The organism is Nocardioides sp. NBC_00850 (genome assembly GCF_045207335.1).
Classification (GTDB): Bacteria; Actinomycetota; Actinomycetes; order Propionibacteriales; family Nocardioidaceae; genus Nocardioides.
In genome coordinates, this window is record NZ_CP108845.1 from 4530073 (window position 1) to 4554710 (window position 24638).

Below are 24638 nucleotides of genomic sequence, written 5' to 3' on the forward strand. Positions count from 1 at the left end.
CTCAGGTCGTGGGCCGCAGCCAGACCGCGGCATCGGGAACGAGCCGGCCCGCCTCGAGCGGCGAGCTGGCGAGCCAGACGTGGTCGCTGCTCGGCAGCTCCACGGGCGTGTCGGTCAGGTTGACCACACAGGCGAAGTGGGTGCCGCGCCGGAAGGCGAGGATCCCGGGGGCGGTGTCGATCCAGCTGAAGTCGCCGGTGACGAGGTCGGGATGCGTACGCCTGATCAGCAGCGCCATCCGGTGCAGCGAGAGCATCGAGCGGGGGTCGGCCGACTGCGCCTGCGCCGTCAGCCGCGCCCAGCCCTCGGGCTGCGGCAGCCAGGTCTTCACGCCCGGCGGACTGAAGCCGTACGGCGGCCGGTCCCCGCTCCACGGCAGCGGCACCCGGCAGCCGTCCCGGCCGGGGTCGACACCGCCGCTGCGGAAGTGCATCGGGTCCTGGATCCGGTCTGGCGGGATGTCGGCCTCGTCCAGGCCCAGCTCCTCGCCCTGGTAGAGGTAGTAGGCCCCGGGCAGCCCCATCGCCAGCATCGCCGCCGCCCGCGCCCGCCGTTCGCCGAGGGCCCGGTCGGTCGGGGTGCCGAAGCGCTTGGTCTCGAACGAGAACGCGGTGTCCGCGCGGCCGTAGCGCGTCACCGGCCTGGTGACGTCGTGGTTGGAGAGGACCCAGGTGGCTGGCGCATCCGCCTCCCCGTGCACGCGCAGCGTCGTCTCGATGGAGGTCCGCAGTGCCTCGGCCTCCCACGGCGCGGTCATGAAGTCGAAGTTGAACGCCGCGTGCAGGACGTCGGGGCGCAGGTAGCGGATGAACCTGGCGGTGTCGGGGAGCCAGACCTCGCCGATCAGGGCCCGGTCGGTGCCGTACTCCTGCGCGATCCGCCGCCAGCCACGGTAGATCTCCTGGAGCTCCTCGCGGTCGACGTAGGGGTGCTCGCCGGGTCGCGGGTCGGCGGGGACGTCGGGGAGAGCCGGGTCCTTGGCGAGCAGCGCGGCGGAGTCGATCCGGATCCCGGCGACGGCCCGGTCGAACCAGAATCGCAGGATCTCCTCGTGCTCACGGCGTACGTCCTCGTGCTGCCAGTTGAGGTCGGGCTGCTCGGCGGAGAAGAGGTGCAGGTACCACTGCTCGGGAACGCCGTCGGGCGTCGTCAGCCGCGTCCATGGCGTGCCGCCGAACTCCGAGGTCCAGTCGTTGGGCGGCAGCTCGCCATCAGGTCCGCGGCCGTCTCGGAACCAGAACCGCTCCCGTTCAGGTGCGCCGGGCCCGGCAGCGACCGCGGCCCGGAACCATCGGTGCTGGTCGGAGACGTGGTTGGGGACGATGTCGATGATCGTGCGGATGCCGAGGTCGAGGGCGTCCTGGATCAACGCCTCCGCCTCGGCGAGGTCGCCGAAGATCGGGTCGATCGCGCGGTAGTCGGCGACGTCGTAGCCTCCGTCGGCCATCGGCGAGGGAAACCACGGCGTGAACCAGATCGCGTCCACCCCGAGGTCGCGCAGATAGGTCAGGCGCGCCCGCACGCCGGCCAGGTCACCGGTGCCGTCGCCGTTGGCGTCGGCGAAGCTGCGCGGGTAGATCTGGTAGATCGCCGCGGAGCGCCACCAGTCGGCGGGGCGCTCTCCGTTCTCAGTGCTCATCGCTTCGGGCTCCGCTTCAGCGGTAACTCACACTCGTGTGACAGCCGTCACCTTGACGGCGTGCAGCGACCGTAGAGCCAGCCACAGAAGGCGCGCAAGAACTTGACAGAGCGTAATTAATTTCAGGACTTTGCGCGCTGACTTGCGGGTCCGGTCGAGCGCCGGACCACCAGCTCGCCCTCGAAGAGCAGCTCGTCGACCGGCCCGAGCGTGCCGTCGATCTGGCTCACCAGGAAGTCGACCGCCGCCCGGCCCATCGCCTCGATCGGCTGTCGGATCGTGGTGAGCGGCGGGTCGGCGAAGGCCATGAACGCCGAGTCGTCGAAGCCGATCACCGACACGTCCCCGGGCGTCGAGAGCCGGGCTCGGCGGACCGCCCTGACCGCTCCCAGAGCGAGCGGGTCGCTGGCGCACACGATGCCGGTCGCACCCTGCTCGACCAGCCGCGCAGCGGAGGCCTGTCCGCTCTGGAGCGAGTAGAGGCTGCGTACGACCAGGTCCTCGTCGAACGGGACGCCGGTCCGGTCGCAGACGGCACGGAAGGCGGCCAGCTTGCGCTCGGAGGGAACGTGGTCGCGCGGGCCCAGGACCAGCCCGATTCTCTCGTGCCCAAGCGAGATCAGGTGCTCGGCAGCCTGCTCCATCGCGTCGGCGTCGTCGCAGACCACCCGGGGAAAAGGCAGGTCGTCGATGGCCGCGTTGATGAGCACGACGGGAAGGTTGCGGCCGGCCAGACGGTCGTAGTGGGCATGGTCCGCGTCTCGCTGTGCGTAGGCGCCGCCGGCGAAGACGACGCCGGCCACCTGCTGCTCCAGGAGCAGGTCGACGTACTCCGACTCGGTCACCCCGCCGGCGGTCTGGGTGCACAGCACCGGGGTCAGACCCTGCTGGGCGAGATGGGCGCCGAGGACCTCGGCGAGCGCCGGGAAGATCGGATTCTGCAGCTCGGGCAGGACCAGGCCCACCAACCTGGCGCGCTCGCCGCGAAGCTTCACCGGGCGCTCGTAGCCGAGCACGTCGAGCGCGGTCAGCACCCGCTCGCGGGTCGCCTCCGAGACCCCCGGCTTGCCGTTGAGCACCCGGCTCACCGTCGCCTCGGAGACCTTGGCACGGGCGGCTGCGTCGGCAAGACGTCTACTCATGAGCGCAAGAATATAACTGCTTTACGCAAACTGTCTGCAAGCGTTGCCTTCCTTGACGAGCAATTCAATAAGTGATTTAGTCACTTTCTGTGACCAGCAACACATCATCGCTCTCTGAACGCATCGCCGACGGGATCGTCGCCATGATCGAGGCCGCGGGCTTGGAGCCGGGCGACGCCCTGGCCTCCTCGCGCGAGCTGGCCAAGCGGTTCGAGGTGACCACACCGACGATCCGGGAGGCGCTGCGCCGTCTCGAGGCGACCGACGTGATCCGCTTCCGGCACGGATCGGGCACCTACGTGAGCGGCGGGGTGAACCGGCGCCTGCTGGTCAACCCGCATGTCTCGGAGTCGCGCAGCGAGTCGGTCCTCGAGCTCCTCGACGCGAGGATCGTGCTCGAGCCGCCGGTCGCGGCGGCCGCGGCCTCAGCGCGCACCGACGACGACCTGGCCGCGCTGACGCTCTCGGCCGACAACTCGCTCAAGCCACAGTTCGCCGACGAGCGCCCCGAGCTGCACTTCCACGTCGCGCTCGCCGGCGCCTCGGGCAACCTGCTGCTGCGCGAGACCGTCGAGGCGCTGCTGCAGGTGCGAGCCCGCGACCAGATCGAGATCCGGCACCGCTACACCGACCGCGACCGCGACCACGCCGACCACCTCCGGATCGTCGAGGCCGTACGCGACGGCGACCCCGACGCCGCGGCCACCCTCACCCGCGAGCACCTGCTCGCGATCCGCGAGGCGATCGCCTCCACCCTCGGCCCGGAGCAGGCCCGATGACCGCGAAGCTCGCCGAGATGACCACTCTCGAGGCCGCAGAGGCCGCCGAGAGCGGGACGGTCGTGGTGATCCCCGTCGGCGCGTTCGAGCAGCACGGCGCCGGGCTGCCCCTGGCCACCGACCAGATCCGCGCCGAGGCCCTCGCCGACGCCGTCGCGGAGGCCCTGCCCGGCAAGGTCGTCATCGGCCCGGGCGTACCGGTCGGCGTCTCGCCCCACCATCAGGCCTTCGCCGGCACGGTGAGCCTGCGCCCGGCGCTCTTCGCCGCCGTCGTCCGTGAGTACGTCGAGTCGCTGGCCGCCCACGGCTGGCGCCGGTTCCTCGTGCTGACCGGGCACGGCGGCAACAACGCCACCCTCGGCACCCTGGCCCAGGAGCTGCTGCGCGACCGGCCCGACCTGGAGCTCGCCTGGGCGCCGGTGACCGCGCTCGCCAAGGACAGCATGGCCGGCATGGAGCTGAGCGAGATCTCCGGACACAGCGGCGAGGCAGAGACCTCCCAGATGCTGCACATCGCTCCCCATCTCGTACGCCGCGACCTGCTCGCACCGGGCACCACCTCGCCCGACCAGCTCGACCCCTTCGCCCGGCTGGCCCGCTCGGTGAACCATCCCGCCGTGGCCCTCCCCTACGACCGCCTCTCCCCCAGCGGCGTGCTCGGCGACCCGCGTCGCGCCACCGCAGAGGACGGCCGCGCCATCCTCGCCGAGGCCACCGACCGCATCGTCGCCTTCATCAAGGAGTGGCTCGACACCTAGGCCACCTGCCCCCTCCAGCTCGGGACCCGACCGGGACGCACACCGCGTCGCCGGGCGATCCAGCACACCCGAAAACGCATCGACCTGCCCCGAAGGAGCACCCCATGTCCCCACGACAATCCCGCCTCCTGGCCCCGGCCGCCGCGGTCGCGGCGGTGGCCGCGCTGTCCCTGACTCCGACCGCCACCTCCGCCCTCACCCACGCCTCCGGTCAGGGCCGAGCGTCCGGCGAGAGCACCCCGGCGCCCTGCGCCAAGCCCACCGACCAGGAGTCCGACAGCAGCCAGAAGTACGAGCTGACCAGCGGCGACATCGAGCGCAGCTACGTACTCCGCCTGCCCGAGAGCTACGACCGGCGCGCGGACTGGCCGCTGATCGTCGCCTACCACGGCCGCGGCAGCACGGGCGTCGAGGTCGAGGGCTTCTCCGAGCTCTCCGACCTGCCTGCCGTGGTCGCCTATCCCGACGGCGCGATCGGCACCGGGTCCGGCTATCGCAAGGCCTGGCAGGGCGCACCGTACGAGGCACCCGGCGTCGACGACGTCGCCTTCACCACCGACCTGCTCACCGCCATCGAGGCCGACCACTGCATCGACACGAGCCGCGTCTATGCCACCGGGAAGTCCAACGGCGCCGGCCTGGCCGCCCTGCTCGCCTGCCGGCTGCCAGGCACGTTCGCCGCCGTCGCCCCGGTCGCGCCTGCCCTCTATCCAGGCACCCGGACCGGCTGCGCCGAGGCACCGCCGACGCCGATCCTGGAGATCCACGGCGTCGCCGACGCGACCATCCCCTATGCGGGCGACGCCGACCGTGACCTGCCCGCGATCCCCGAGTGGGTCCAGGGCTGGGCCGACCACAACGGCTGCACCGCCTCCACCACGCGCACCAACCGCGACGTCGAGACCACCCGATGGACCGGCTGCGACCAGGGCGCCGATGTCCAGCACGTCGCCGTCGACGGCGGCGGCCACGTCTGGCCGGGCGGCGACATCTACTCAGGTGGCGGCCACGTCACCCACACCATCGAGTCCGCGACGGTGATCTGGGACTTCTTCTCCCGCCACCGCCTCACCAGCGAAGGGTGACTCCCATGACCAGCACCACCACACCCACCGGCAGCGACAGGCTGCCGTGGATCATCCGCGCCATGGGCGTGATCGAGCGCGTCGGCAACGCCCTGCCGCACCCGTTCTGGCTCTTCTGGATCCTCGCTGCGATCCTCGCCGTGATCAGTGCGATCTGCGCTGCCGCCGGCGTCTCGGTCATCTCCCCCGGCGACGGGGAGGAGGTCGTCGTACAGAGCCTGCTCAGCGGCGAGGGCCTGGCGATGGCGGTCTCCACGATGGTCTCCAACTTCGCCGAGTTCCCACCGATGGCGACCATCGTCGTGGTCATCATGGGCGTCGCCGTCGCCGAGCGCACCGGGTTCCTCACCGCCGCGATGAAGACCGGCATCTCCCGGGTGCCCGTCGGCTGGGTCGTCTTCGCCGTCGCGTTCACCGGAACCGTCGCCCACGTGGCCTCGGCGGCTGCGTACATCATCCTGGTGCCGCTCGGCGGCCTCGCCTTCCGGGCCGTGGGCCGGTCCCCGATCCTCGGGATCGTGGTCGCCTACACCGCGATCGCCAGCGGGTACGACGCCAGCCCGATCCCCACGCCCAACGACGCGATCTTCGCCGGCATCACCACCGCCGCGGCCCAGATCGTCGACGAGAGTGCGTACGTCTCCCCCGTCAGCAACTGGTTCTTCAACATCGCCTCCTCGCTGCTGCTTGCCGCGGTGATCACCCTGATGACCAAGTTCGTCCTCTCCAAGCGGCCCGACCTCGACGCCGACGAGGACGCCGACGACGGCGACTTCGGCTCTCTCGATCTCGACGGCCGTGAGCGCCGGGCGCTGCGCTGGTCCATGCTGAGCCTGCTGGTCGCGATCGTGGTCGTCGCCGCCGTCGTGATCCCGCCGGCCTCTCCCCTGCGCGGCGAGGACGGGTCGCTGACCGAGTCGCCGTTCCTCACCGGCATCGCCGCGATCGTCGCAGTGCTCTTCGGCCTCGCCGGCACGGTGTACGGCACGCTGTCCGGTTCGATCACCAAGGCCGGCGACGTGCCGGCGCTGATGGGCCAGGGGATCAAGCAGATGGCGCCGGTGCTGGTGCTGTTCTTCGCGATCGCCCAGTTCCTGGCGTACTTCGAGTGGTCCAACCTCGGCGACGTGCTCGCGGTCAACTCCGCCGAGGCCCTGGAGACCAGCAACATCCCGGTGTGGGTGGTCTTCCTGCTCGTCCTGGCACTGCTCAGCATCGTCAACATCATGGTCACCAGCGGCTCGGCGATGTGGTCCATCGCCGCGCCGGTCCTGGTGCCGATGCTGATGCTGCTCTCGGTGCCGCCGGAGACCACCCAGGCGCTCTTCCGGATCGCCGACTCCGGCTCCACCGCGATCACCCCGATGAGCCCCTACTTCGTGATGGCCCTCGGCTTCCTGCAGCGCTACCGCAAGGACGCCGGCATCGGCACCCTCGCCTCCTACACGCTGCCGCTGGCCATCGCTATGAGCCTCGCCTGGACCGCCCTGTTCTTCCTCTGGTGGGCCCTCGGCATCCCGCTCGGCCCGGGCGCTCCGGTCCGCTGACCTTCAGACGGCGAGGCCCGGCGACCTGCTGAGGTCGCCGGGCCCTGTCACGCCTTCGGGAGCGGATCAGGCGAGCCGCTCCAGGAGCGCCTTCGCGGTCGAGACGCTGGACTGCGGGTTCTGTCCGGTGATCAGGGTGCCGTCGACGATCACGGTGTCGCTCCAGGGGTCGCCGGTCTCGACGATCCCGCCGGCCGTACGCATCCGCTGCTCGACCGAGAAGGGGATGCTGTCTCCGTAGCCGCCCTGCTGCTCCTCGGTGTCGGTGAAACCGGTCATCCGGCGGCCGCGGAAGAGCCAGCCGCCCTCGCCGGTGGCGGCGAGGAGGCCGGCGACGCCGTGGCAGAGCGCGACGACCGGTCGGCCGGCCGAGTCGGTGGCGGCCAGGATTGCGGCGAGCGACGGATTCTCGACCAGGTCCGTCATCGGGGCGTGGCCGCCCGGGATGTAGACGGCGTCGTACACGGCCGGGTCGATGTCGGCGAGATCGAGCGGGTGGGCGAGCTCCTTCTCGAGGGTCTCGAGGTAGGCGCGGAACCGCTCGGCGTCCTCGGGCTGGACGCCGCCCTGCTCGCTGAGCGAGAGCGCGTCGACCGTCGGCGCCTTGCCGCCCGGGGTGGCGATGTCGATCTCGACGCCGGCTCCGGCGAGCGTCTCGTGCGAGGCGGCGACCTCCTCGGCCCAGTAGCCGGTCGGGTGCTCGGTGCCGTCGGCGAGAACGAGGGTGTCGGCCGCCGAGACGACCATCAGTACGCGTGTCATGAGTTCTTCCTTCTTGTTCGGTTCGGTGATGACGTAACGACGACCCTCGCCCACTTCACTCCCGGCACGACGCGTGAGGTCATAATGATTTCTATGACCTCGCTCGACCTCTGGGAAGCGTTCGCGCATGCCTACCGGGAGCGCTCCATCAGCGGCGCGGCCCGTCGCCTCGACCTCACCCAGCCCGCGGTGACCGCGCGGATCCGCAAGCTCGAGGACGAGCTCGGCGCGACCCTGTTCGAGCGCTCCCGCACCGGTCTGGTGCCGACCGCGCGGGCCGACGCGCTCGCCGCCCGGATCACGCCGCTGGTCGACCAGCTTCGCGGCGCCGTCGGCACCGAGCCCTCGATCGGGCCCGCGAGCATCCGGATCGGCGGCGCCGCCGACGTGATGACCACCCGGATCGTGCCGGCCCTCGCCCCGCTCGTACGCGACGGCCTCGACGTCTCGGTGACGACCGGCCTCGCGCAGGACCTTCTCGACGACCTGGCCGCCGAGCGCCTCGACCTCGTCGTCTCCTCCGTACGCCCCGGCGACGAGCGGCTGCGGTCGGCCGCTCTGGTCGACGAGGAGTTCCTCCTGGTCGCGGCGCCGGCGGTCGCGGCACAGGTCGATCCCGCCGAGCTGGCACAGGACCCGGTGCGCGCGCTCGCGGCCGTGCCGCTGGCGGCCTACTCCCCCGACCTGCCGATCATCCGGCGCTACTGGCTCACCGAGTTCGACGAGCGCCCCACCAACCGCACCGCGCTCGTCCTGCCCGACCTGCGCGGCATCCTCCGCGCCGTCGTCGCCGGCATCGGCGCCTCGGTGCTCCCCCGCTACCTCGTCGACGGAGCCCTCGCCGACGGCACGGTCGTACGCCTCCACGAACCCAGGCTCGGGCCGCTCAACACCCTCTGGCTCGTCACCGGCGCCAGCGCGCCACCGGCCGTCGGCCACGTCTGCCGACACCTGAGCGCCGAAGCCGCCGGATGGGCCAGCACCTGACCTGCGATCCCCACCGGCTCAGTAGCCCTTGCCGGGGTTGAGGATGCCGCGCGGATCGAGGGCGGCTTTGATCGCGCGATGCACGCCGAGCGCCTCGGGGCCGACCTCGCGGGCGAGCCAGGAGCGCTTGAGAAGGCCGATGCCGTGCTCGGCGGTGACGGTGCCGCCGAGGTCGAGCGCGATGCCGAAGATGTCGTCGCCGGCGGCGATGACCTCCTTCGGCACCGGGCCGGCCGGGTAGCCGATCAGCGGGTGCAGGTTGCCGTCGCCGGCGTGGGCGAAGGAGTAGATGCGTACGTTGCGGCGCCGGGCCACTTCCTCCACACCGGCGAACGCCTCGGCCAGGCGGGAGCGGGGCACGCAGATGTCCTCGATCAGCACCGATCCCTTGGTCTCGATGGAGGGCAGGGCGAGACGGCGGGCCGCAACGAGCCGCGCCGAGGCCTCCTCATCGACGCCCTGCTCGATCCAGGTCGCCTCCTTGCCGAGCACCTCGGCGATCGCCTCGATCTCGGTCTGCGCTGCCGGGCCGTCGGCCTGGGCGATCACCAGGGCGCCGCCGCGCTGGGCGTAGGCGGTCCCCTGGGCGTCGTCGACGACCTGGAGCGTGGCCTGGTCGAGCAGCTCGAGCATGGCCGGATCGCGACGGTCGTGAGCCAGAGCAGCGCAGGCCCGGGCAGCGGCCTCCACTCCCGCAAATGAAGCAGCAACGGTCAGGGTCCGCTCCGGGAGGGGCCGCAGGCGTACGGTCGCCCCGACCACCACGCCGAGGGTGCCCTCGGAGCCGACGAAGAGGCCGGTGAGGTCGAGGCCGGCGACGCCCTTCAGCGTTGCCCGGCCGGTGCTGATCAGGGTGCCGTCGGCGAGCACGACCTCGAGACCGAGCACGGCGTCACGGGTGACGCCGTACTTCACGCAGCGCAGCCCGCCGGCATTGGTGGCGACGTTGCCGCCGATCGTCGAGATCGCGGCCGAGGCCGGGTCCGGGGCGTAGCGCAGCCCGTGCTCACCGGCGGCCCGGTCCAGATCAGCGGTGATCACCCCGGGCTCGACGTGGGCGATCTGGTCGACCGGGTCGAGCGAGACGATCCGGTTCATGCCGCTCACATCGAGCACGAGCGTGCCCGGCGCGGCGACCGCGCCCCCGGCCAGTCCGGTGCCGGCGCCACGGGGCACGACGGGTACGCCGTGCTCGAAGGCCAGCCGGAGCGTGGCCCGGACGTCTCCGACCGTGCTCGCACGGACCACCACGTCGGGCACTCCCTCGGCGACGATCCCGGAGCGGTCGACGGCGACCGCGGCACGGGACGACTCCTCGGTCGAGGCCGTCGGCACCGCCGCGGTGAGCTCGGCCAGGAACCGGGCGGGCAGGGTCACCGGCCGACCTGCCGCACGATCACCGGGAGGTCGGCGCCCAGCTTGAGACGCTCGAGGAAGAGCACCACGGTCGCTGCGACCGAGCGGTGCGTGACGTCGTTGAGGATGTCGTGGCGCCCGCCCTCGACGACGTGCTGCTCCACCGTCCCCGCACCGACCCACGGCTTCAGCGCATCGCCGACCGGGGTGACCCGGTCCTCGCGACCATGGACGACCAGCAGTGGGACGCCGGGCACGCTCAGCGAGACCTCGTCCCACGGCAACGTTCCGGCCAGGGCGCCACGAGCGAAGTCGGTGTCGGCGGAGATGGTCCCGCGGTATGTCGGACAGGCGCTGCGTACCTCCAGCTCGTCCTCCCACGCCGCGTCCACATCGCCGCTCGCGCCGGGCAGCGCGAGACCGGCGATGACGGCGGCGTCGACCGGCAGCTCGCCGACGAGAAGCGCGGCGAGGGTGGCGCCGGTGTCGGAGCCGACCAGCACCTTCGGGGCGGGTAGCGCCTCATCGGCCACCAGCTCCGAGACTGCCGTCCGGGCCGCGGCCAGGTCGCCGAGGTCCACCTCCGCGACCCGCACCTTGTACGCGTCGGCGGAGATGCGGCGGCCGAACCGGGCGTACGTCGCCGCGGTCTCTCCCCTTCCGGTGAGCAGGATCAGGGTGCCGCGAGGAGCGACCCCCTCGGGCTCGTCCCAGCTGTGAGGCAGGTCGGTCACGACGGTGGCAGTCATGCCACCATGCTCGACGCGACCGGCCGGTCGCGTCCAAGACCAATCTGCTCACCTGATCCATCGCCGATCGTGATCGGTATCTGGAAGGTCCCTCCACAAACGTCGCCGAGGGCGCAGACTAGATATATGAGTATTTCGCTGGACATTGAGCACCTGCGTACGCTCGTGGCGATCGCCGAGAGCGGCGGGTTCACCAAGGCGGCCGCGGTGAGACACATCAGCCAGCCAGCGCTGAGCCAGCACGTACGACTCCTCGAGCGCACCCTCAAGCGCCGCCTCTTCGAGAAGGACGGCCGCACGATGCGGTTCACGCCCGACGGGGAGCGGGTGCTGGTCGAGGCGCGCAAGATCCTCGCCACCCACGATGCCTCGCTCGCACTGCTGGAGGTCGCCAACCCGACGACCATCACCGTCGGCTGCGTCGAGCACGCGGTCGAGCAGATGCTCCCCGAACTCCTGCACGCGCTCACCCAGGCGTTCCCCGAGACCGGCACCCGCTTCGAGATCGGCCGCTCGACCCAGCTCTACGACTCGGTGGCCAAGGGGTCGGTCGACCTCGCCTTCGTCCTCGACCCCAGCGGCCAGGCCGCCGGCCACCAGGTCGGGCTCCTCCCCCTCCACTGGTACGCATCCCCCAGCCGCACCACGGTCTCCACCGCGACCACCGCCGACACCTTCAACCTGGTCGCGTTCGAGGAGCCGTGCGGACTGCGCGAGCGCGCGCTGGCGCTGCTCGCCGAGGCCGGCCACCAGGTCGAGGTGACCGCCACCTCGACGACGCTGGAAGGCGTACTGGCCGGGGTGCGCGCCGGGCTCGGGACGGCCCTCCTACCCGGCATCGGCGGCCGACCGCAGGGCGTCGTCGAGCGCTCGAGCCTGCCCGCCGCCGGCACCGCCCACCTGCGGATGATCGCCCGGCGCGGCCTGGACGAGGCGGTCGAGGAAACAGCGCTGGCCACGGGGCGCGACTTCCTCGCCGCCACCCCACCGCTGCGCCTGATCAGCAACGCATAAGCCAGCGCGAAGGATTCACATCCCACATTCCTGTTGGACGCCACGGCTCCCGCACCCCAGCATTGACAACTAAGTCAGTGAACTTTCTCGACTGAACCCGTGCGCCCCGGAAGGAACCCCTCGTGACCACCCCAGTCTTCGACGCCCAGATCCCGGCGACAGCATCACCGAAGGTCGAGTTCATCAGCCTCTCGCACCTGAACCCGTCCACCGAGCTGAACCCGGTCAAGGTCCCCCACGGGATCGACCTGGGCTACTTCAAGCGCTACGTGGCCACCTTGGAGGAGCAGGAGTACGACTACACGCTGCTCCCCTACGGCTCCAACTCGGCCGACTCGTTCATCACCGCGGCGGCCGTCGGCACGCTCACCGAGCGGATCAGGCCGATCGTCGCGCTGCGCCCCAACACGACGTTCCCGCTGGTCGCGGCCCAGAAGCTGGCCACCCTCGACCAGCTGACCCAGGGCCGCGCGGTCGTCCACCTGATCTCCGGCGGCTCCGACGACGAGCAGCACCGCCAGGGCGACTACGAGCCGAAACCGCGGCGCTACGCCCGCACCGGGGAGTACATCGATCTGCTGCGCCGAGCCTGGACCGAGAAGGAGTCGTTCAGCCACGAGGGCGAGTTCTACAAGTTCGACGACTTCGGTCCCGGTTTCGCCACCTACTCCGGCGAGCCGATCCCGATCTCCATCGGCGGCCAGTCGCAGGAGGCGTTCGACATCGGCGGCACCCAGGCCGACATCTTCTCCTTCTGGGGCGAGCCGCTCCCCGAGCTGCGCACCGAGATCGACCGGGTCAACGCGATCGCGGCCGCCGCCGGCCGGCCCAAGCCGCGCATCTGGGTCACCTTCCGGCCCATCGTCGCCGCCACCGACGCGCAGGCCTGGGAGAAGGCCTACGACTACATCGGCAAGATCGGCGCGACCTACGAGAAGGCCGCCTACTTCACCCGCCGCCACCAGTCGAAGGCCACCAACATCGGCTCGGTGCGCGCCCTCGAGTTCGCCGGCGCCTCCGAGCGCTACGACCGCGCGCTGTGGACCCGCACCGCCGCCGCGACCGGCGGGCAGGGTGCCTCCACCGCCCTGGTCGGCAGCCCCGAGACCGTCGCCGCCGCGATCCTCGACTACGTCGACGCCGGCGTCGACCTCGTCTCCATCCGCGGCTACGACACCTTGGCCGACGCCGCCGACTACGGGAAGTACGTCCTCCCGCTGGTGCGCCAGGAGATCGCCCACCGCGAGGCGACCGGCCGCCGTGGCACGCTCCAGTCCGAGCACCTCGGCTACTACAGCGACGACTTCGTCGCCGCCGCCGACAAGGCCGCGGCGCTCGAGGGTGCTGGCGCATGACCGCAACCGACGACACCGGCAAGAGGACGTACGACCTCCCCGTCCCGGACCTCTCCGAGACCGCGCTCGCCCAGGTCACAGCGGAGATCGCCGAGCACGCCGCCGACTACGACCGCTCCGGCGAGGTGCCGGCCAAGGGCCTCGAGGCCGCCTGGCGCGCGGGCCTGGTGACCGCCACCGTCGGCCAGCGCTACGGCGGCCCGGGAGTCGGGACCATCGACGCCGTACGGATCGTCGAGGCCATCGGAGAGGGCGACCCGTCGGTGGCCCTGATCGTCACCAACACCCTGATGGCGCACGCCGCCCAGGCCGAGCTCGGCGGCTGGTACGCCGAGCACTACGACGACCTGCTGCGCCGTTCGCTCCGGGAGCCGTCGTTCGTCAACGCCATCCGTGCCGAGCCCGAGCTGGGCGCCCCGGCACGCGGCGGGATCCCGAAGACCACCATCACCCGCACCGAGAGCGGCTGGCGTCTCGACGGTCACAAGGCGTACGCCACCGGAGGGACCGCCCTGACCTACCACAGCGTCTGGGTCACCGCCGACGAGCCGGACACCCCGTCACACCGGCCTCGGGTCGGGCACGTCACCGTTCCTGGGGACGCCGAGGGCATCACCTGGGTCGAGACCTGGGACCATCTCGGCCTGCGCGCGTCCAACACGCATGACGTCGTCTACGACGGGGTCGAGGTGCCGTACGAGGCCTTCCGGGAGATCCCGCGCCAGCCGGACGGCTCCTACCGCGACCCCGCCGCCACGGCCGGCCCCGGAAGCTTCGCCCATCCCGCGCTCTACATCGGCGTGGCCCGCGCGGCACGGTCGGCGTTCGCCGAGTTCGCCCGCACCCGGGTGCCCAGCGCGCTGGGCAGGCCGATCGCCGAGACCGAGCGGATCCAGGCGGTCGCCGGCGAGATCGACCTGCAGATCGCGACCGCCGAGACCCTCGCGTACGGGACCCTGCGCCGGCTCGAGGCCGGCGACGACACGGTCCTTCCCCAGCTCTCGGTGATCAAGGTCGCCATCGCCCGGGCCGTCGTCTCGGCAACCCAGACCGCGGTCGCCGCGCTCGGAAACCCGGGCCTGACGCGGAACAACCGTCTCGAACGCCACCTGCGCGACGCCCTCTGCATCCGGGTGCACCCGCCGCAGGAGGACTTCGCCCTCGTCCAGGCCGGCCGACGCGTTCTCCGCGCGTGAGTCACCCCACCTCGCACACGTCACGCACACCACCGAAGGAACCCAGATGAACATCGATCGACGCATCGCCGCGGGCCGCGCCCGCCTCGGCTCCTGGCGCCGCAAGGTCGCCCTGGCGGCGGTCGCCGCCACCGCCGCGGCCTCGCTGACCGCCTGCGGCAGCGCCTCCTCCGGGGCCTCCGCCGACGGCGAGCTCACCTTCCTGCTCGACTCCCTCGGCAACTCCTGGGTGCCCAACGGCGCGTCGATCTCCAGCTTCCAGGGCAACGTCTTCAGCCAGATCTACGACAAGCTCGTCTACGTCGACGACCAGGGCGAGATCTCTCCCTGGGTCGCCGAGAAGTGGGAGAACAACGAGGACTACACCTCCTTCACGCTCCACCTGAAGAAGGGGGTGACCTTCTCCAACGGCGACCCGCTCGACGCTGCCGCAGTGGTGGCCAACCTCGACTACTGGGCCAAGGGCCAGCCCGACCAGGGCATCGCCCCGATCAGCCTGTTCCCCAAGACGTTCGCAGGGGCGAAGGCCGTCGACGCGACGACCGTCCAGGTGAGCTTCTCGGCCCCGACGCTCGGGTTCATCCCCACCCTCGGCTACGCCGGCAGCGCGCTGTTCGCGCCCAAGGCGATCGCCGGCACCGCCGAGGAGCAGGCCGAGCTCTCCACCAACTACGGCTCCGGGCCGTACGTCGTGAAGTCCTGGAAGGCCGACGACAACGTCGTGCTGGAAAAGCGTGACGACTACGACTGGGGGCCCGAGGCGCTCGGCAACACCGGCCCGGCGAAGATCGAACAGATCACCTACAAGGTCAGCCCCGACGCCGCCGTACGCACCGCCGCGGTGCAGTCGGGCCAGGCCCAGGTCGCCTACAACCCGACGCCGCAGCAGATCTCCGACCTCAAGGGCCAGGGTTTCAGCGTGCACACGCCGGTCTACCTCGGCTTCGCCTTCGGCTGGGCGCTCAACACCAAGACGGCGGTCTTCAAGGACCTGAAGGTGCGCCAGGCGGTCCAGCACGGCATCGACCGCGGCGAGATCATCGACACCGTCTACACCTCCGACTGGAAGCCGGCGACCTCGTTCTTCAACGACACCGTCCCCGGCGTCTCCGACCAGTCCGCGGAGTTCGGCTACGACCCCGAAGCCGCGGCGAAGCTGCTGGCGGACGCGGGCTATGCGAAGGGCGCGGACGGCATCCTCGCCAAGGGCGGCCAGAAGCTGGAGTTCACCCTCTACTCCAACCCCTACCTGCCGACCTCCAAGCAGGTCGACCAGCTCATCGCCACCCAGCTGGGCAAGCTCGGCTTCAAGGTGAGCGTGCAGACGTACGACGTGATCACGTACGGCGAGAAGATCACCGTCGGGGCACCGAACGTGGCCGCCTACGAGGTCACCCGCTCGATCGGTGACGCCTCCACCGCCGCCAACGTGTTCACCGACGCCGACAGCGGTGAGAACTGGTTCGGCATCGGCGAGGCGGACGCCACCATCAACAAGCTGCGCGACTCGATCCGGGTCGCCACCGATCCGACCCGGCGCGACGCCGACCTGGCCGAGCTGCAGCGCCACGTGCTCGAGCAGGCCTACTACGTGCCGATCACCCAGATCGTGCAGCGGCCGCTCCTGGCCAGCCCCGATCTGAAGGGCGTCCAGACCGACAGCACGGCGTTCGCGAAGTTCGCCGCGGCCACCATCCAGTGAGCGCGTCATGAGGAGCTCCTACCCCGCATTCGTGCTGCGGCGCGTCGGCCAGGCGGTCGTGGTGATCCTGCTGGCCTACATCGCCACCTTCCTGGTGATCAGCGTGCTGCCCGGCGACCCGGTCTCCAACATGCTCAACAACCCGGAGAACGGGTTCTCGCCCGAGCAGGTCGACCAGATCGTGTCCTACTACAAGCTCGACCAGCCCGTGCTGGTGCAGCTGTGGGAGTCGCTGTCCCGCTTCCTGACCGGAGATCTCGGCGTCTCGCTGCGCACCAACCTGCCGGTCGCCCCGATGATCGGGCAGGTCGCGGCCTCGACGTTCTCGCTGGCCGGCACCGCCCTCGCCATCGCGCTCGTGCTGGCCTTCGCGGTCGGCTACGGCGCCCACGCGCTGCCCCGCTGGGCCGGGCGGGACCTGCTGCGGGCGTTCCCGTCGCTGTTCCTCTCGGTGCCCAACTACGTGGTCGGGCTGCTGGTGCTGATCTTCTTCTCCTTCCAGCTGCACCTGTTCTCGGTGATCGACTCCGAGACGCCGGTCGGCACCTTCTTCGCCGCGCTCACTCTCGCGATCCCGGTCTCGGCTCAGCTGGCCGAGGTGATCATCGCCAACCTCGACCACGAGTCCGCCCAGGAGTACGCCACGGTGGCCCGCTCCCGGGGCCTGACCCAGGCCGGCCTCTTCGTCCGGCACCTGCTCAAGCCGGCCTCGCTGCCGGTGGTCACCGTCATCGCGCTCATCGTCGGCGAGCTGCTCGGCGGAGCGGTGCTGACCGAGCAGATCTTCGGCCGCAACGGGCTCGGCAGCCTGGTCCAGCAGTCGGTGACCACCCAGGACACCCCGGTGCTCCAGGCCGTGGTGTCGCTCTCCGCGGTGGTCTTCGTCGTGGTCAACCTGGTGGCCGACCTCGTCTACCCGCTGCTCGATCCACGCGTACGCCTCGCCGAGACGCGCACGCGGCCGACCGTCCCGGCGCCCGGCCGCACCCCCGGTCCGTTCGCGCCGTCAGGCCTCTCCACCACGAAGGCGGGCTGAGAATGACCGTCGCAACCCTGTCCAAGCCGACTGTCGACGCCTCCCGCGTCACCGCGCTGAGGAGAGTCCCGCCGACCGTCGCCGTCTCGCTGCTGTGGTTGGCGATCATCGTGGCCTGGTCGCTGGCGCCGGGGCTCTTCACGAGCCACGACCCGGCCGCCGGCGTACCCACCGAGAAGCTCCTCGGTCCCGGTGCCGCCCACTGGTTCGGCACCGACGACCTTGGCCGCGACCTCTTCGCCCGGGTCGTGCACGGCTCGGCCTCCTCGGTCAGCTCCGCGCTCATCTCGGTGGCCATCGGGGTCCTCGCCGGCAGCCTGATCGGCCTGCTGGCCGGGTTCCTGGAGGGCTGGGTCGACACCGTGCTCGCCCGGCTCGTCGACGTACTCCTGGCGATCCCCGGATTCCTCTTCGCCGTCGTCATCGTCTCCGCGCTCGGGTTCAGGACCGTCAACGCCGCGATCGCGACCGGGGTGGTCGCGGTGGCCGTCTTCGCCCGGGTGATGCGCGCGGAGGTGATCAAGGTGCGCAAGGCGACGTTCGTGGAGGCCTCCTACCTGCAGGGCGGCTCACGGTGGCAGATCCTGCTCACCCACATCCTGCCCAACGCCTCGCGCTCGATCGTGCCGCTGGCGGTGCTGCAGTTCGGTGTCGCGATCCTGGTCATCGCCGGGCTCGCGTTCCTCGGCTACGGCGACCCGCCGCCAGCCTCCGACTGGGGCCGCCTCGTCGCCGACGGGGAGAAGTTCCCCTTCGCCCCGTGGATGATCTACGCCCCCGCCGCGGTCATCGTCGCCACGGTCCTCGCCCTCAACCGCGTCAGCCGCTGGCTGCGGCGGCCCGCCTGACCTCGGAGCACCCATGACGAACAGCCCTTCCGCATCACAGCCGCCCGCCCCACTGCTGGCCGCCGAGTCACTCTCGGTCTCCTACGGGCGTACCCAGGTGGTGACCGACGTCAGCTTCGCTCTCGCCGAGGGCTCCAGCCTCGCGCTGATCGGCGAGTCCGGCTCCGGCAAGTCCACCATTGCCCGCTCGGTGCTGCGGCTGCTCCCCCGCGACCTCGGCCGGGCCACCGGCTCGGTGCGTCTGTCCGGCCGCGAGATCCTCGACCTGCCCGAGCGGCGCTTCCGGCCGCTGCGCGGACGCGAGCTCGGGTTCATCCCGCAGGACCCGACCAGCTCGCTCAACCAGGTGCGTACCGTCGGCTCGCAGGCGTTGGAGGCGACCAGGCTCCTCGACGGCGACCAGGGCGCGAACAAGCACAGCGGCGCAGCGCGACGCGAACTCGTGCTCGACACGTTCGCGCGGGTCGGTCTCGATGACCCGCGGCGGGTCTTCGACTCCTACCCGCACCAGCTCTCCGGCGGGATGCTGCAGCGGGTGCTGATCGGGCTCACGATCATCCCCGAGCCGAAGCTGATCATCGCCGACGAACCCACCTCGGCACTGGACGTGACCATCCAGAAGCGGATCCTCGACCTGCTCTCGGGGCTGCGCGAGGAGCGCGGCATCAGCCTGCTCCTGATCACCCACGACCTGGCCATCGCCGCCGACCGCACCGAGGAGATCGTCGTACTCAAGGACGGCAGCGTCCAGGAGGCCGGCCCCACCCGGCAGGTCTTCGCCGCCCCGGCCTCCGATTACGCCCGCAAGCTGCACGGCGACGTACCCGCCCTGAACCCCGGCCGCTACGCCGACCTGCGCGACCGCGCCCTCGCCGCAGACCCGGCCCAGGCCGGTCCGAAGATCGAGTTCCGCGAGGTCGGCAAGACCTTCACCGTCGAGGGCCAGGACCTGCCAGCCGTCTCGGAGGCGTCCTTCACCATCGCGCCCGGCACGACCCACGCGCTCGTGGGCGAGTCCGGGTCGGGCAAGACCACCGCGGTACGCCTCCTGCTCGGTCTGGAACAGCCGACCGCCGGTGAGGTGCTGGTCGACGGTGAGACGGTCAGCCACCGGACCCACGCGGACCTCCGTGACGTACGTCGCCACCTCCAGCTCGTCTACCAGAACCCGTTCACCTCGCTGGACGCCACCTGGCGGATCCGGCACATCATCCGCGAGCCCCTGGACCGCTACCGGGTCGGCACGCGACGGGAGCGGGACGAGCGGGCACGGGAGGCGCTGGCCGCGGTCGGCCTGGACGAGGGGCTGCTCGACCGGCGCCCGACGAATCTCTCCGGCGGGCAGCGGCAGCGGGTCGCGATCGCACGATCACTGGTGCTGCGGCCCGATGTGATCGTGCTCGACGAGCCGACCTCGGCGCTCGACGTCAGCGTCCAGGCCGACATCCTCGAGGTGCTCCTCGGTCTGCAGGCCGACCTGGGGCTGACCTATGTCTTCGTCTCTCACGACCTGGCGATCGTGCGTCAGATCGCGCACACTGTCACGGTGATGAACCGCGGCCGGATCGTCGAGCAGGGCCCGGTCGACCGAGTGCTGTCCCGGCCGTTCACCGACTACACCCGCGAGCTGGTCGCGGCCATCCCCGGCCAGGACCTCGCCGAGCGGCCGATACCGCAGACCGCATGAGCACGGTCTCTTCCAGCGCCCACTGGGGCACGTTCGAAGTCGACGTCGGTCCGGACGGCGAGCTCGTCGCGGCCCGGCCGCACGCCGACGACCCCGACGCCTCCCCCGCCATCGGGAACGTGGTGACCGGTCACCGTCACCGCAGCCGGGTGCTCCGGCCGGCCGTACGCCGCGGCTGGCTCGAGGGCGGTCCGGGGCCGAGCGAACGCCGCGGCTCCCCCGACGAGACGTACGTCGAGGTCGGCTGGGACACCGCGCTCGACCTGCTCGCGGGTGAGCTGAGCCGGATCGTCGACGCCCATGGCAACAGTGCGATCTTCGGCGGCTCCTACGGCTGGAGCAGCGCCGGGCGGCTCCATCACGCGCAGAGCCAGCTGCACCGGTTCCTCAACCGGATCGGCGGCTACACCCGCTCGGTGAGCGACTACAGCCGGGGTGCGAGCCTGGTGCTGCTCCCCCACCTGATCGGGCGGGCGGCGATGACCGAGCTCCGCTCGCGACCGGTCTCCTGGCCGCAGATCGCCGAGCACACCGACCTGCTGGTGACCTTCGGCGGGCTGCGGCGCTCCAACACCTGGGTCGTCCCGGGCGGGCACGACCGCCACCTCGGCACCGCCGCCGCGAACCGCGCCGGCGCAACCACCCGCGTCGTCTCCCTGAGCGCGCAGCGCGACGACGCCTACAGCGGTCTCGAGGCCGAGTGGGTCGGCGTGATGCCGGGCACCGACACCGCGGTGATCCTGGCGCTGATCCACGTGCTCGTCGTCGAGGGCCTCGCCGACGACGCGTTCCTCGCCACCCACACGGTCGGCGCCGAGCAGGTCCGCGCCTACGTCCGGGGCGAGTCGGACGGCATGCCCAAGACGCCTGAGTGGGCCGCGGCCATCTCCCGCACCCCGGCGGAGCGGATCCGGCGGCTGGCCCGCGAGATGGCGGCGGGGCGCACCCTGGTCAACGTCGCCTATGCCCTGCAACGGGGAGAGCGCGGCGAGCAGCCGGTCTGGGCGGCGCTGACTCTCGCGGCGTTCCTCGGCCAGATCGGGCTGCCCGGCGGCGGGTTCACGCACGGCTACGGGTCGATGGGCGACTACGGCATCGGGGTCGCACCGGTGCCGCTGCCGACCTTCCCCAAGGGCATCAACCCGGTCGCCGACCTGATCCCGTGCGCCCGGATCGCGGATCTGCTGCTCCACCCCGGCGAGTCGTTCGCGTTCGACGGGCGGGTCCTGACCTATCCCGACATCCGGCTCGCCTACTGGGCCGGCGGCAACCCGTTCCACCATCATCAGGACCTCGGCCGGCTGCGCAGCGCGTTCGCCCGGCTGGAGACGTTCGTCGTCCACGAGACCCACTGGACCCCTACCGCGCGGCACGCCGACATCGTCCTCCCGGTCGCCTCGACCCTGGAGCGCTCCGATCTGGCTGCCGGCGCCGGCGACCGCAGACTGCGGACCATGCCGAAGGCGGCCGAGCCGCCCGGCGAGGCGCGCGAGGAGCTGTGGATCTACGGCGAGCTCGGCCGTCGCCTGGGCGCCGACGTCGACGAGGGGCTCACCTCCGGGCAGTGGCTGCGCCGGCTCTACGAGGACTGGCGCGAGCTGCCGACGACGCCGGACGACGCACCACCGTTCGAGGAGTTCTGGGCCGCCGGTGGACTCCTTCTGCCGCAGGACCTCTATCGCGACGCCGCGTTCTCGACCTTCCGTCACGATCCCCGCCAGCACCCGCTGGAAACCCCCAGCGGCCGGATCGAGCTGTGGTCGGCCACCATCGACGGCCTCGGCCTCGACGACCTGGTCGGTCACGCTCAGTGGCGCGAGCCCGATCAGTGGTGGGGATCGCGGTCCGCGGTGACGTACGACCTGCATCTGCTCGCCAACCAACCGTCCCACCGGCTGCACAGCCAGCTCGACATGGGTGAGGCCAGCCAGGCCACCAAGGTCGCCGGCCGCGAGCCGATCCGCCTCCACCCCGACGACGCAGCCGCCAGGGACCTCGCCGACGGCGACCTGGCACTCGTCCGCAGCGCCCAGGGCAGCCTGCTCGCCGGCGTACGCACCACCGACGATCTGCTGCCCGGCGTCGCGCAGATGCACACCGGCGCCTGGTTCGACCCCAGCGCGCCCCAGATCGCCGACTGCGTCAACGGCAATGTCAACGTGCTCACCCGCGACCTGCCGACGTCGTCGTTGACCCAGTCCAACACCGGCGCCCACGTCCTGGTGTCGGTCACCCGCTACGACGGCCCGACACCGCCCGTGCGTGCCTATGAGCCACCCACCTTCTCCTGAAAGACTTCACCCGTGAACGTACTCATCGACGCCGACGAGCTCGCGACCGCGCTCGCATCCGACCAGCCCCCGGTCCTCCTCGACGTACGCTGGCAGCTCGGCGGCCCGCCCGGACACGAGTCCTACCTCGAGGGCCACATCCCCGGCGCCGTCTACGTCGACCTCGACACCGAGCTGGCCCGCCACGGCGAGCCCACCGACGGCCGCCACCCGCTTCCCGAGCTCGCAGACCTTCAGGCTGCCGCCCGACGGTGGGGCATCTCCGAAGGTGACACCGTCGTCGCCTACGACGCCGTCGGCAACACCTCCGCCGCTCGCGCCTGGTGGCTGCTGCGCTGGGCGGGCGTCGCCGACGTACGCCTCCTCGACGGCGCCCTCGGCTCCTGGACCTCCGCCGGGCACCCGCTGGCCACCGACGACGTCGTGCCCGCGCCCGGCACGGTGACGCTCACCCCGGGCAACCTGCCCGTGCTGCCGTTCGATCAGGTCGAGGCGTACGAGGGCCTTCTGCTCGACGCCCGTGCCGCCGAGCGCTACCGCGGCGAGGTCGAGCCCGTCGACCCGAAGGCCGGCCACATCCCCGGCGCGGTCTCCGCGCCGACCGCCGACAACCTCGGAGCCGACGGCCGGTTCCTGCCCGCCGAGGAGCTCCGGGTGCGGTTCGCCTCGCTCGGAGTCGAGGCCGACGCTCCAGTGACGGCCTACTGCGGCTCCGGGGTCACCGCCGCCCATCAGATCGCCGCGCTGGCGATCGCCGGCTACGACGCCGCGCTCTACCCCGGCTCGTGGAGCCAGTGGAGCAACCACGACCTCCCGGTCGCCACCGGCTGACCGCTCGGGCTCAGGACTGTCTGGAACGCAGCCTGAGGACCTCGGCGCGCGCGAACTCGACCCGCTCGTCGCTGTCGCCTCCCGACCGCCCGAACTCGTGGGCGAGGTCGAAGACCGCCTCGAGCACATGGCGGTTGCGGCGGCGCTGACCCAGCCCATGGCCACTCGTGCGGTAGCGCCGGCGTGCCTTGCCGTCACCGGCCGCGGCGTCGGCCTCAGCCTGGGTCAGCACGCCGCGGGCCACCTCCGGAGTCAGGATCGGATGGAGGCTGGCCCTCTCCTCGGCGACGGCCAGGCGGAAGACCTGGATCACGATGGCGATCCCGATCAACGGCAGGCCGGCCATCAGCACCACCTGCGCGACGGCTGCAGCAGTGCCGCTGAACAGGCTGGCGACGATCGCCGCCTGTCCGTCCCAGGTGCCGTGCAGCACCATCGCCAGCAGGATCAGCCCGATCCCGCGACCCAGACGGCGCGGCTGCTCAGGCAGACCGAGTGCGTAGATCAGCCCCGTACAGAAGATCGCGCTGAACAGGATGTGCGAGCCGATCCCGGACGCCATCCGTACGGCGAAGGTCGACAGCGATGCCTCGATCTGGTTGGCCCCGAACTGGGTCGGTGCGGACTGGGACACGTAGAGGACGTCCTCGAGGATCTGGAATCCCAGGCCGAGGAAGGCGCCGGCCACGAAGCCGTCGTAGGCTGTGCGCATCACGCCGGGAGCCAGCGCGACGAGCAGCACGATGCCCAGCCCCTTGCCCCACTCCTCGGTGAACGGCGCGGCCAGAGCTGGCCCCCAGTCCATGGCGAAGGGCTGCCCGAAGAGCTTCGCGTAGATGCCGAGCAGCGCGTCGTTGGCTGGCAGCGCGATCGCGAAGGTCGCGGCGAACCCGCCCCACAGGAAGGCCATCATCCGCAGGAGCGCGGGATGGGATGCGTAGCGGTCGATGTGCTGGGTGAACCACCAGAAGACCGCCCCGTAGACCGCGAAGACGACGAGCGCGAGCCCGATCGCGGGCGCGTAGTAGCGGGCGGCGATCGTCGACTGCAGGTTGTACCAACCACCCCACACCACGAAGACACCCCAGACCCAGAAGGCGAGGTTGCGTGGTTGGAAGAAGCGGACACGAGCACCCCAGCCGTACGCTGCGATGGCGGCGCTGCGCTCCTGGTCGAGTGCGGCGAGATCGACGGACGATGAGGTGCTCACGCGCCCTCCTCCTCGGCGAACTCGACGCTGAGGATCATCGCCGAGACCTGCACGGCGACGTCCTGGTCGGTGTCGGCCGGACCGGTCGAGGTGACCTCGACTCCCGTGCCGTCGTGGACGTACGCCGCCAGCACACCGTCCGTGCCGACGCCGCCGTATCGCGTGAGCAGGCCGTCCTCGCCGTCGGCGCTGCGGATGCCGTGCGGCGCGCCGGTGAGGTGCAACCCGCCGCCGGTGGCGTCGGACGTCTTCTTCAGCTGCCTCATCAGCCCAGGGAGGTCGCCGTCGAAGGCCCCGACGGTGACCGTGAAGGAGACCTCCTCCGAAGTCAGGACCGTCGTCCGGGGCAGCGAGCCGCTCACGGGCTCGTCGCCCTCCACGATGCCGGACTCGATGCTCCATCCCGGCGCGGCGGCGAACGACACCCCCGACGACAGCAGCATCCGGTCACCCGCCGCCGTCACCTCGTCGTACGACAGCGCGGCATTGATCGCGGGGAGGCCGAAGTGCGCGACCAGCACGAACGCCAGGACGGCAAGGGCCGGGCGCAGGCTCAGCCGATCGAACCCCCACCAGCGACGATCTGCCGGAACCCATCCAGGTGGCGCCGCCGGAGGGCTCGTCGCTTCTGCGGATGCAGGCGCCATTCGGAGATCCTGTCGGC

The 24638-nt window shown here is 71.3% G+C and carries 21 protein-coding genes; 14 read left to right on the top strand and 7 right to left on the bottom strand.

The window, feature by feature from the left end:
• Position 1: 1 nt before the first annotated feature.
• Positions 2–1639, bottom strand: a complete 1638-nt coding sequence (locus OH802_RS22050) for an alpha-amylase family glycosyl hydrolase (protein ID WP_406022098.1) — start codon at positions 1637–1639, stop codon at positions 2–4.
• 122 nt (positions 1640–1761) lie between these two features.
• A complete protein-coding gene (locus tag OH802_RS22055) occupies positions 1762–2781 on the bottom strand; it encodes a LacI family DNA-binding transcriptional regulator (protein WP_406022100.1) in 1020 nt (339 codons plus the stop codon).
• Between the two features lie 89 nt (positions 2782–2870).
• On the opposite strand from OH802_RS22055, the gene OH802_RS22060 reads away from it, so the two are divergent.
• The 4 genes from OH802_RS22060 (at position 2871) to OH802_RS22075 (ending at position 6950) form a co-directional block, all read left to right on the top strand.
• Positions 2871–3560 carry a FadR/GntR family transcriptional regulator gene (locus OH802_RS22060; RefSeq protein ID WP_406022102.1) on the top strand — a complete coding sequence of 230 codons (690 nt, stop codon included), beginning with the start codon at positions 2871–2873 and terminating at the stop codon, positions 3558–3560.
• A complete protein-coding gene (locus tag OH802_RS22065; RefSeq protein ID WP_406022104.1) occupies positions 3557–4318 on the top strand; it encodes a creatininase family protein in 762 nt (253 codons plus the stop codon). Before OH802_RS22060 ends, OH802_RS22065 begins: the two co-directional genes overlap by 4 nt.
• A 104-nt stretch (positions 4319–4422) precedes the next feature.
• Entirely contained in the window at positions 4423–5403 is a 981-nt protein-coding gene (locus OH802_RS22070) for an alpha/beta hydrolase family esterase (RefSeq protein ID WP_406022106.1), read from the top strand.
• Positions 5404–5408: 5 nt separating this feature from the next.
• Entirely contained in the window at positions 5409–6950 is a 1542-nt protein-coding gene (locus OH802_RS22075) for an AbgT family transporter (protein ID WP_406022108.1), read from the top strand.
• 66 nt (positions 6951–7016) lie between these two features.
• On the opposite strand, the gene OH802_RS22080 is transcribed toward OH802_RS22075, so the two are convergent.
• Complete coding sequence (locus tag OH802_RS22080) at positions 7017–7712, bottom strand: type 1 glutamine amidotransferase domain-containing protein (protein ID WP_406022111.1); 696 nt, start codon at positions 7710–7712, stop codon at positions 7017–7019.
• 93 nt (positions 7713–7805) lie between these two features.
• Here OH802_RS22080 and OH802_RS22085 point away from each other — a divergent pair, with 93 nt between their 5' ends.
• Positions 7806–8699, top strand: a complete 894-nt coding sequence (locus OH802_RS22085) for a LysR family transcriptional regulator (RefSeq protein ID WP_406022113.1) — start codon at positions 7806–7808, stop codon at positions 8697–8699.
• Positions 8700–8717: 18 nt separating this feature from the next.
• Here OH802_RS22085 and OH802_RS22090 read toward each other — a convergent pair whose 3' ends face one another.
• Positions 8718–10076, bottom strand: a complete 1359-nt coding sequence (locus OH802_RS22090) for an FAD-binding oxidoreductase (protein ID WP_406022115.1) — start codon at positions 10074–10076, stop codon at positions 8718–8720.
• Positions 10073–10804, bottom strand: a complete 732-nt coding sequence (locus tag OH802_RS22095) for an alpha/beta hydrolase (RefSeq protein ID WP_406022117.1) — start codon at positions 10802–10804, stop codon at positions 10073–10075. The genes OH802_RS22090 and OH802_RS22095 overlap by 4 nt, the downstream gene beginning before the upstream one ends.
• A gap of 126 nt (positions 10805–10930) precedes the next feature.
• Between OH802_RS22095 and OH802_RS22100 the strand changes: the two genes are divergently transcribed.
• From OH802_RS22100 to OH802_RS22140, 9 genes are all read left to right on the top strand, one after another.
• A complete protein-coding gene (locus OH802_RS22100) occupies positions 10931–11818 on the top strand; it encodes a LysR family transcriptional regulator (protein WP_406022119.1) in 888 nt (295 codons plus the stop codon).
• A 122-nt stretch (positions 11819–11940) separates the two neighbouring features.
• Positions 11941–13173: an LLM class flavin-dependent oxidoreductase gene (locus tag OH802_RS22105; protein ID WP_406022121.1), complete on the top strand. Its 1233-nt coding sequence runs from the start codon at positions 11941–11943 to the stop codon at positions 13171–13173.
• Complete coding sequence (locus OH802_RS22110) at positions 13170–14369, top strand: acyl-CoA dehydrogenase family protein (RefSeq protein ID WP_406022123.1); 1200 nt, start codon at positions 13170–13172, stop codon at positions 14367–14369. The genes OH802_RS22105 and OH802_RS22110 overlap by 4 nt, the downstream gene beginning before the upstream one ends.
• Positions 14370–14415: 46 nt before the next feature.
• Positions 14416–16071 (top strand): ABC transporter substrate-binding protein, encoded by a 1656-nt coding sequence (locus OH802_RS22115; protein ID WP_406022125.1) that lies wholly within the window; start codon positions 14416–14418, stop codon positions 16069–16071.
• Between the two features lie 7 nt (positions 16072–16078).
• The gene (locus tag OH802_RS22120; protein ID WP_406022127.1) at positions 16079–17107 is read left to right on the top strand and encodes an ABC transporter permease; all 1029 of its coding nucleotides are present in this window, start codon (positions 16079–16081) and stop codon (positions 17105–17107) included.
• A gap of 2 nt (positions 17108–17109) precedes the next feature.
• On the top strand, positions 17110–17955 hold the full coding sequence (locus OH802_RS22125) for an ABC transporter permease (protein ID WP_406022129.1): 846 nt from the start codon (positions 17110–17112) through the stop codon (positions 17953–17955).
• Between the two features lie 13 nt (positions 17956–17968).
• A complete protein-coding gene (locus OH802_RS22130) occupies positions 17969–19642 on the top strand; it encodes a dipeptide ABC transporter ATP-binding protein (protein WP_406022131.1) in 1674 nt (557 codons plus the stop codon).
• Positions 19639–21933, top strand: coding sequence for a molybdopterin-dependent oxidoreductase (locus OH802_RS22135; RefSeq protein WP_406022133.1), 2295 nt, complete (start codon positions 19639–19641; stop codon positions 21931–21933). Before OH802_RS22130 ends, OH802_RS22135 begins: the two co-directional genes overlap by 4 nt.
• A 12-nt stretch (positions 21934–21945) precedes the next feature.
• Positions 21946–22764: a sulfurtransferase gene (locus OH802_RS22140; protein ID WP_406022135.1), complete on the top strand. Its 819-nt coding sequence runs from the start codon at positions 21946–21948 to the stop codon at positions 22762–22764.
• A 10-nt stretch (positions 22765–22774) separates the two neighbouring features.
• Here the strand turns inward: OH802_RS22140 and OH802_RS22145 are convergent, their stop codons facing one another.
• Together OH802_RS22145 and OH802_RS22150 are read right to left on the bottom strand one after the other, a co-directional pair.
• A complete protein-coding gene (locus tag OH802_RS22145) occupies positions 22775–23974 on the bottom strand; it encodes a PrsW family intramembrane metalloprotease (RefSeq protein WP_406022137.1) in 1200 nt (399 codons plus the stop codon).
• Positions 23971–24621, bottom strand: a complete 651-nt coding sequence (locus OH802_RS22150; RefSeq protein WP_406022139.1) for a hypothetical protein — start codon at positions 24619–24621, stop codon at positions 23971–23973. Before OH802_RS22150 ends, OH802_RS22145 begins: the two co-directional genes overlap by 4 nt.
• Positions 24622–24638: the final 17 nt, after the last annotated feature.

What these genes read in the sequence shown, in the direction of transcription:
- OH802_RS22055 (WP_406022100.1), bottom strand. Translation starts at nt 2,781, where the DNA reads ATGAGTAGACGTCTTGCCGACGCAGCCGCCCGTGCCAAGGTCTCCGAG.
- OH802_RS22070 (WP_406022106.1), top strand. Translation starts at nt 4,423, where the DNA reads ATGTCCCCACGACAATCCCGCCTCCTGGCCCCGGCCGCCGCGGTCGCG.
- OH802_RS22100 (WP_406022119.1), top strand. Translation starts at nt 10,931, where the DNA reads ATGAGTATTTCGCTGGACATTGAGCACCTGCGTACGCTCGTGGCGATC.
- OH802_RS22150 (WP_406022139.1), bottom strand. Translation starts at nt 24,621, where the DNA reads ATGGCGCCTGCATCCGCAGAAGCGACGAGCCCTCCGGCGGCGCCACCT.
- OH802_RS22120 (WP_406022127.1), top strand. Translation starts at nt 16,079, where the DNA reads ATGAGGAGCTCCTACCCCGCATTCGTGCTGCGGCGCGTCGGCCAGGCG.
- OH802_RS22110 (WP_406022123.1), top strand. Translation starts at nt 13,170, where the DNA reads ATGACCGCAACCGACGACACCGGCAAGAGGACGTACGACCTCCCCGTC.
- OH802_RS22095 (WP_406022117.1), bottom strand. Translation starts at nt 10,804, where the DNA reads ATGACTGCCACCGTCGTGACCGACCTGCCTCACAGCTGGGACGAGCCC.
- OH802_RS22115 (WP_406022125.1), top strand. Translation starts at nt 14,416, where the DNA reads ATGAACATCGATCGACGCATCGCCGCGGGCCGCGCCCGCCTCGGCTCC.
- OH802_RS22130 (WP_406022131.1), top strand. Translation starts at nt 17,969, where the DNA reads ATGACGAACAGCCCTTCCGCATCACAGCCGCCCGCCCCACTGCTGGCC.
- OH802_RS22050 (WP_406022098.1), bottom strand. Translation starts at nt 1,639, where the DNA reads ATGAGCACTGAGAACGGAGAGCGCCCCGCCGACTGGTGGCGCTCCGCG.
- OH802_RS22125 (WP_406022129.1), top strand. Translation starts at nt 17,110, where the DNA reads ATGACCGTCGCAACCCTGTCCAAGCCGACTGTCGACGCCTCCCGCGTC.
- OH802_RS22080 (WP_406022111.1), bottom strand. Translation starts at nt 7,712, where the DNA reads ATGACACGCGTACTGATGGTCGTCTCGGCGGCCGACACCCTCGTTCTC.
- OH802_RS22075 (WP_406022108.1), top strand. Translation starts at nt 5,409, where the DNA reads ATGACCAGCACCACCACACCCACCGGCAGCGACAGGCTGCCGTGGATC.
- OH802_RS22085 (WP_406022113.1), top strand. Translation starts at nt 7,806, where the DNA reads ATGACCTCGCTCGACCTCTGGGAAGCGTTCGCGCATGCCTACCGGGAG.
- OH802_RS22135 (WP_406022133.1), top strand. Translation starts at nt 19,639, where the DNA reads ATGAGCACGGTCTCTTCCAGCGCCCACTGGGGCACGTTCGAAGTCGAC.
- OH802_RS22065 (WP_406022104.1), top strand. Translation starts at nt 3,557, where the DNA reads ATGACCGCGAAGCTCGCCGAGATGACCACTCTCGAGGCCGCAGAGGCC.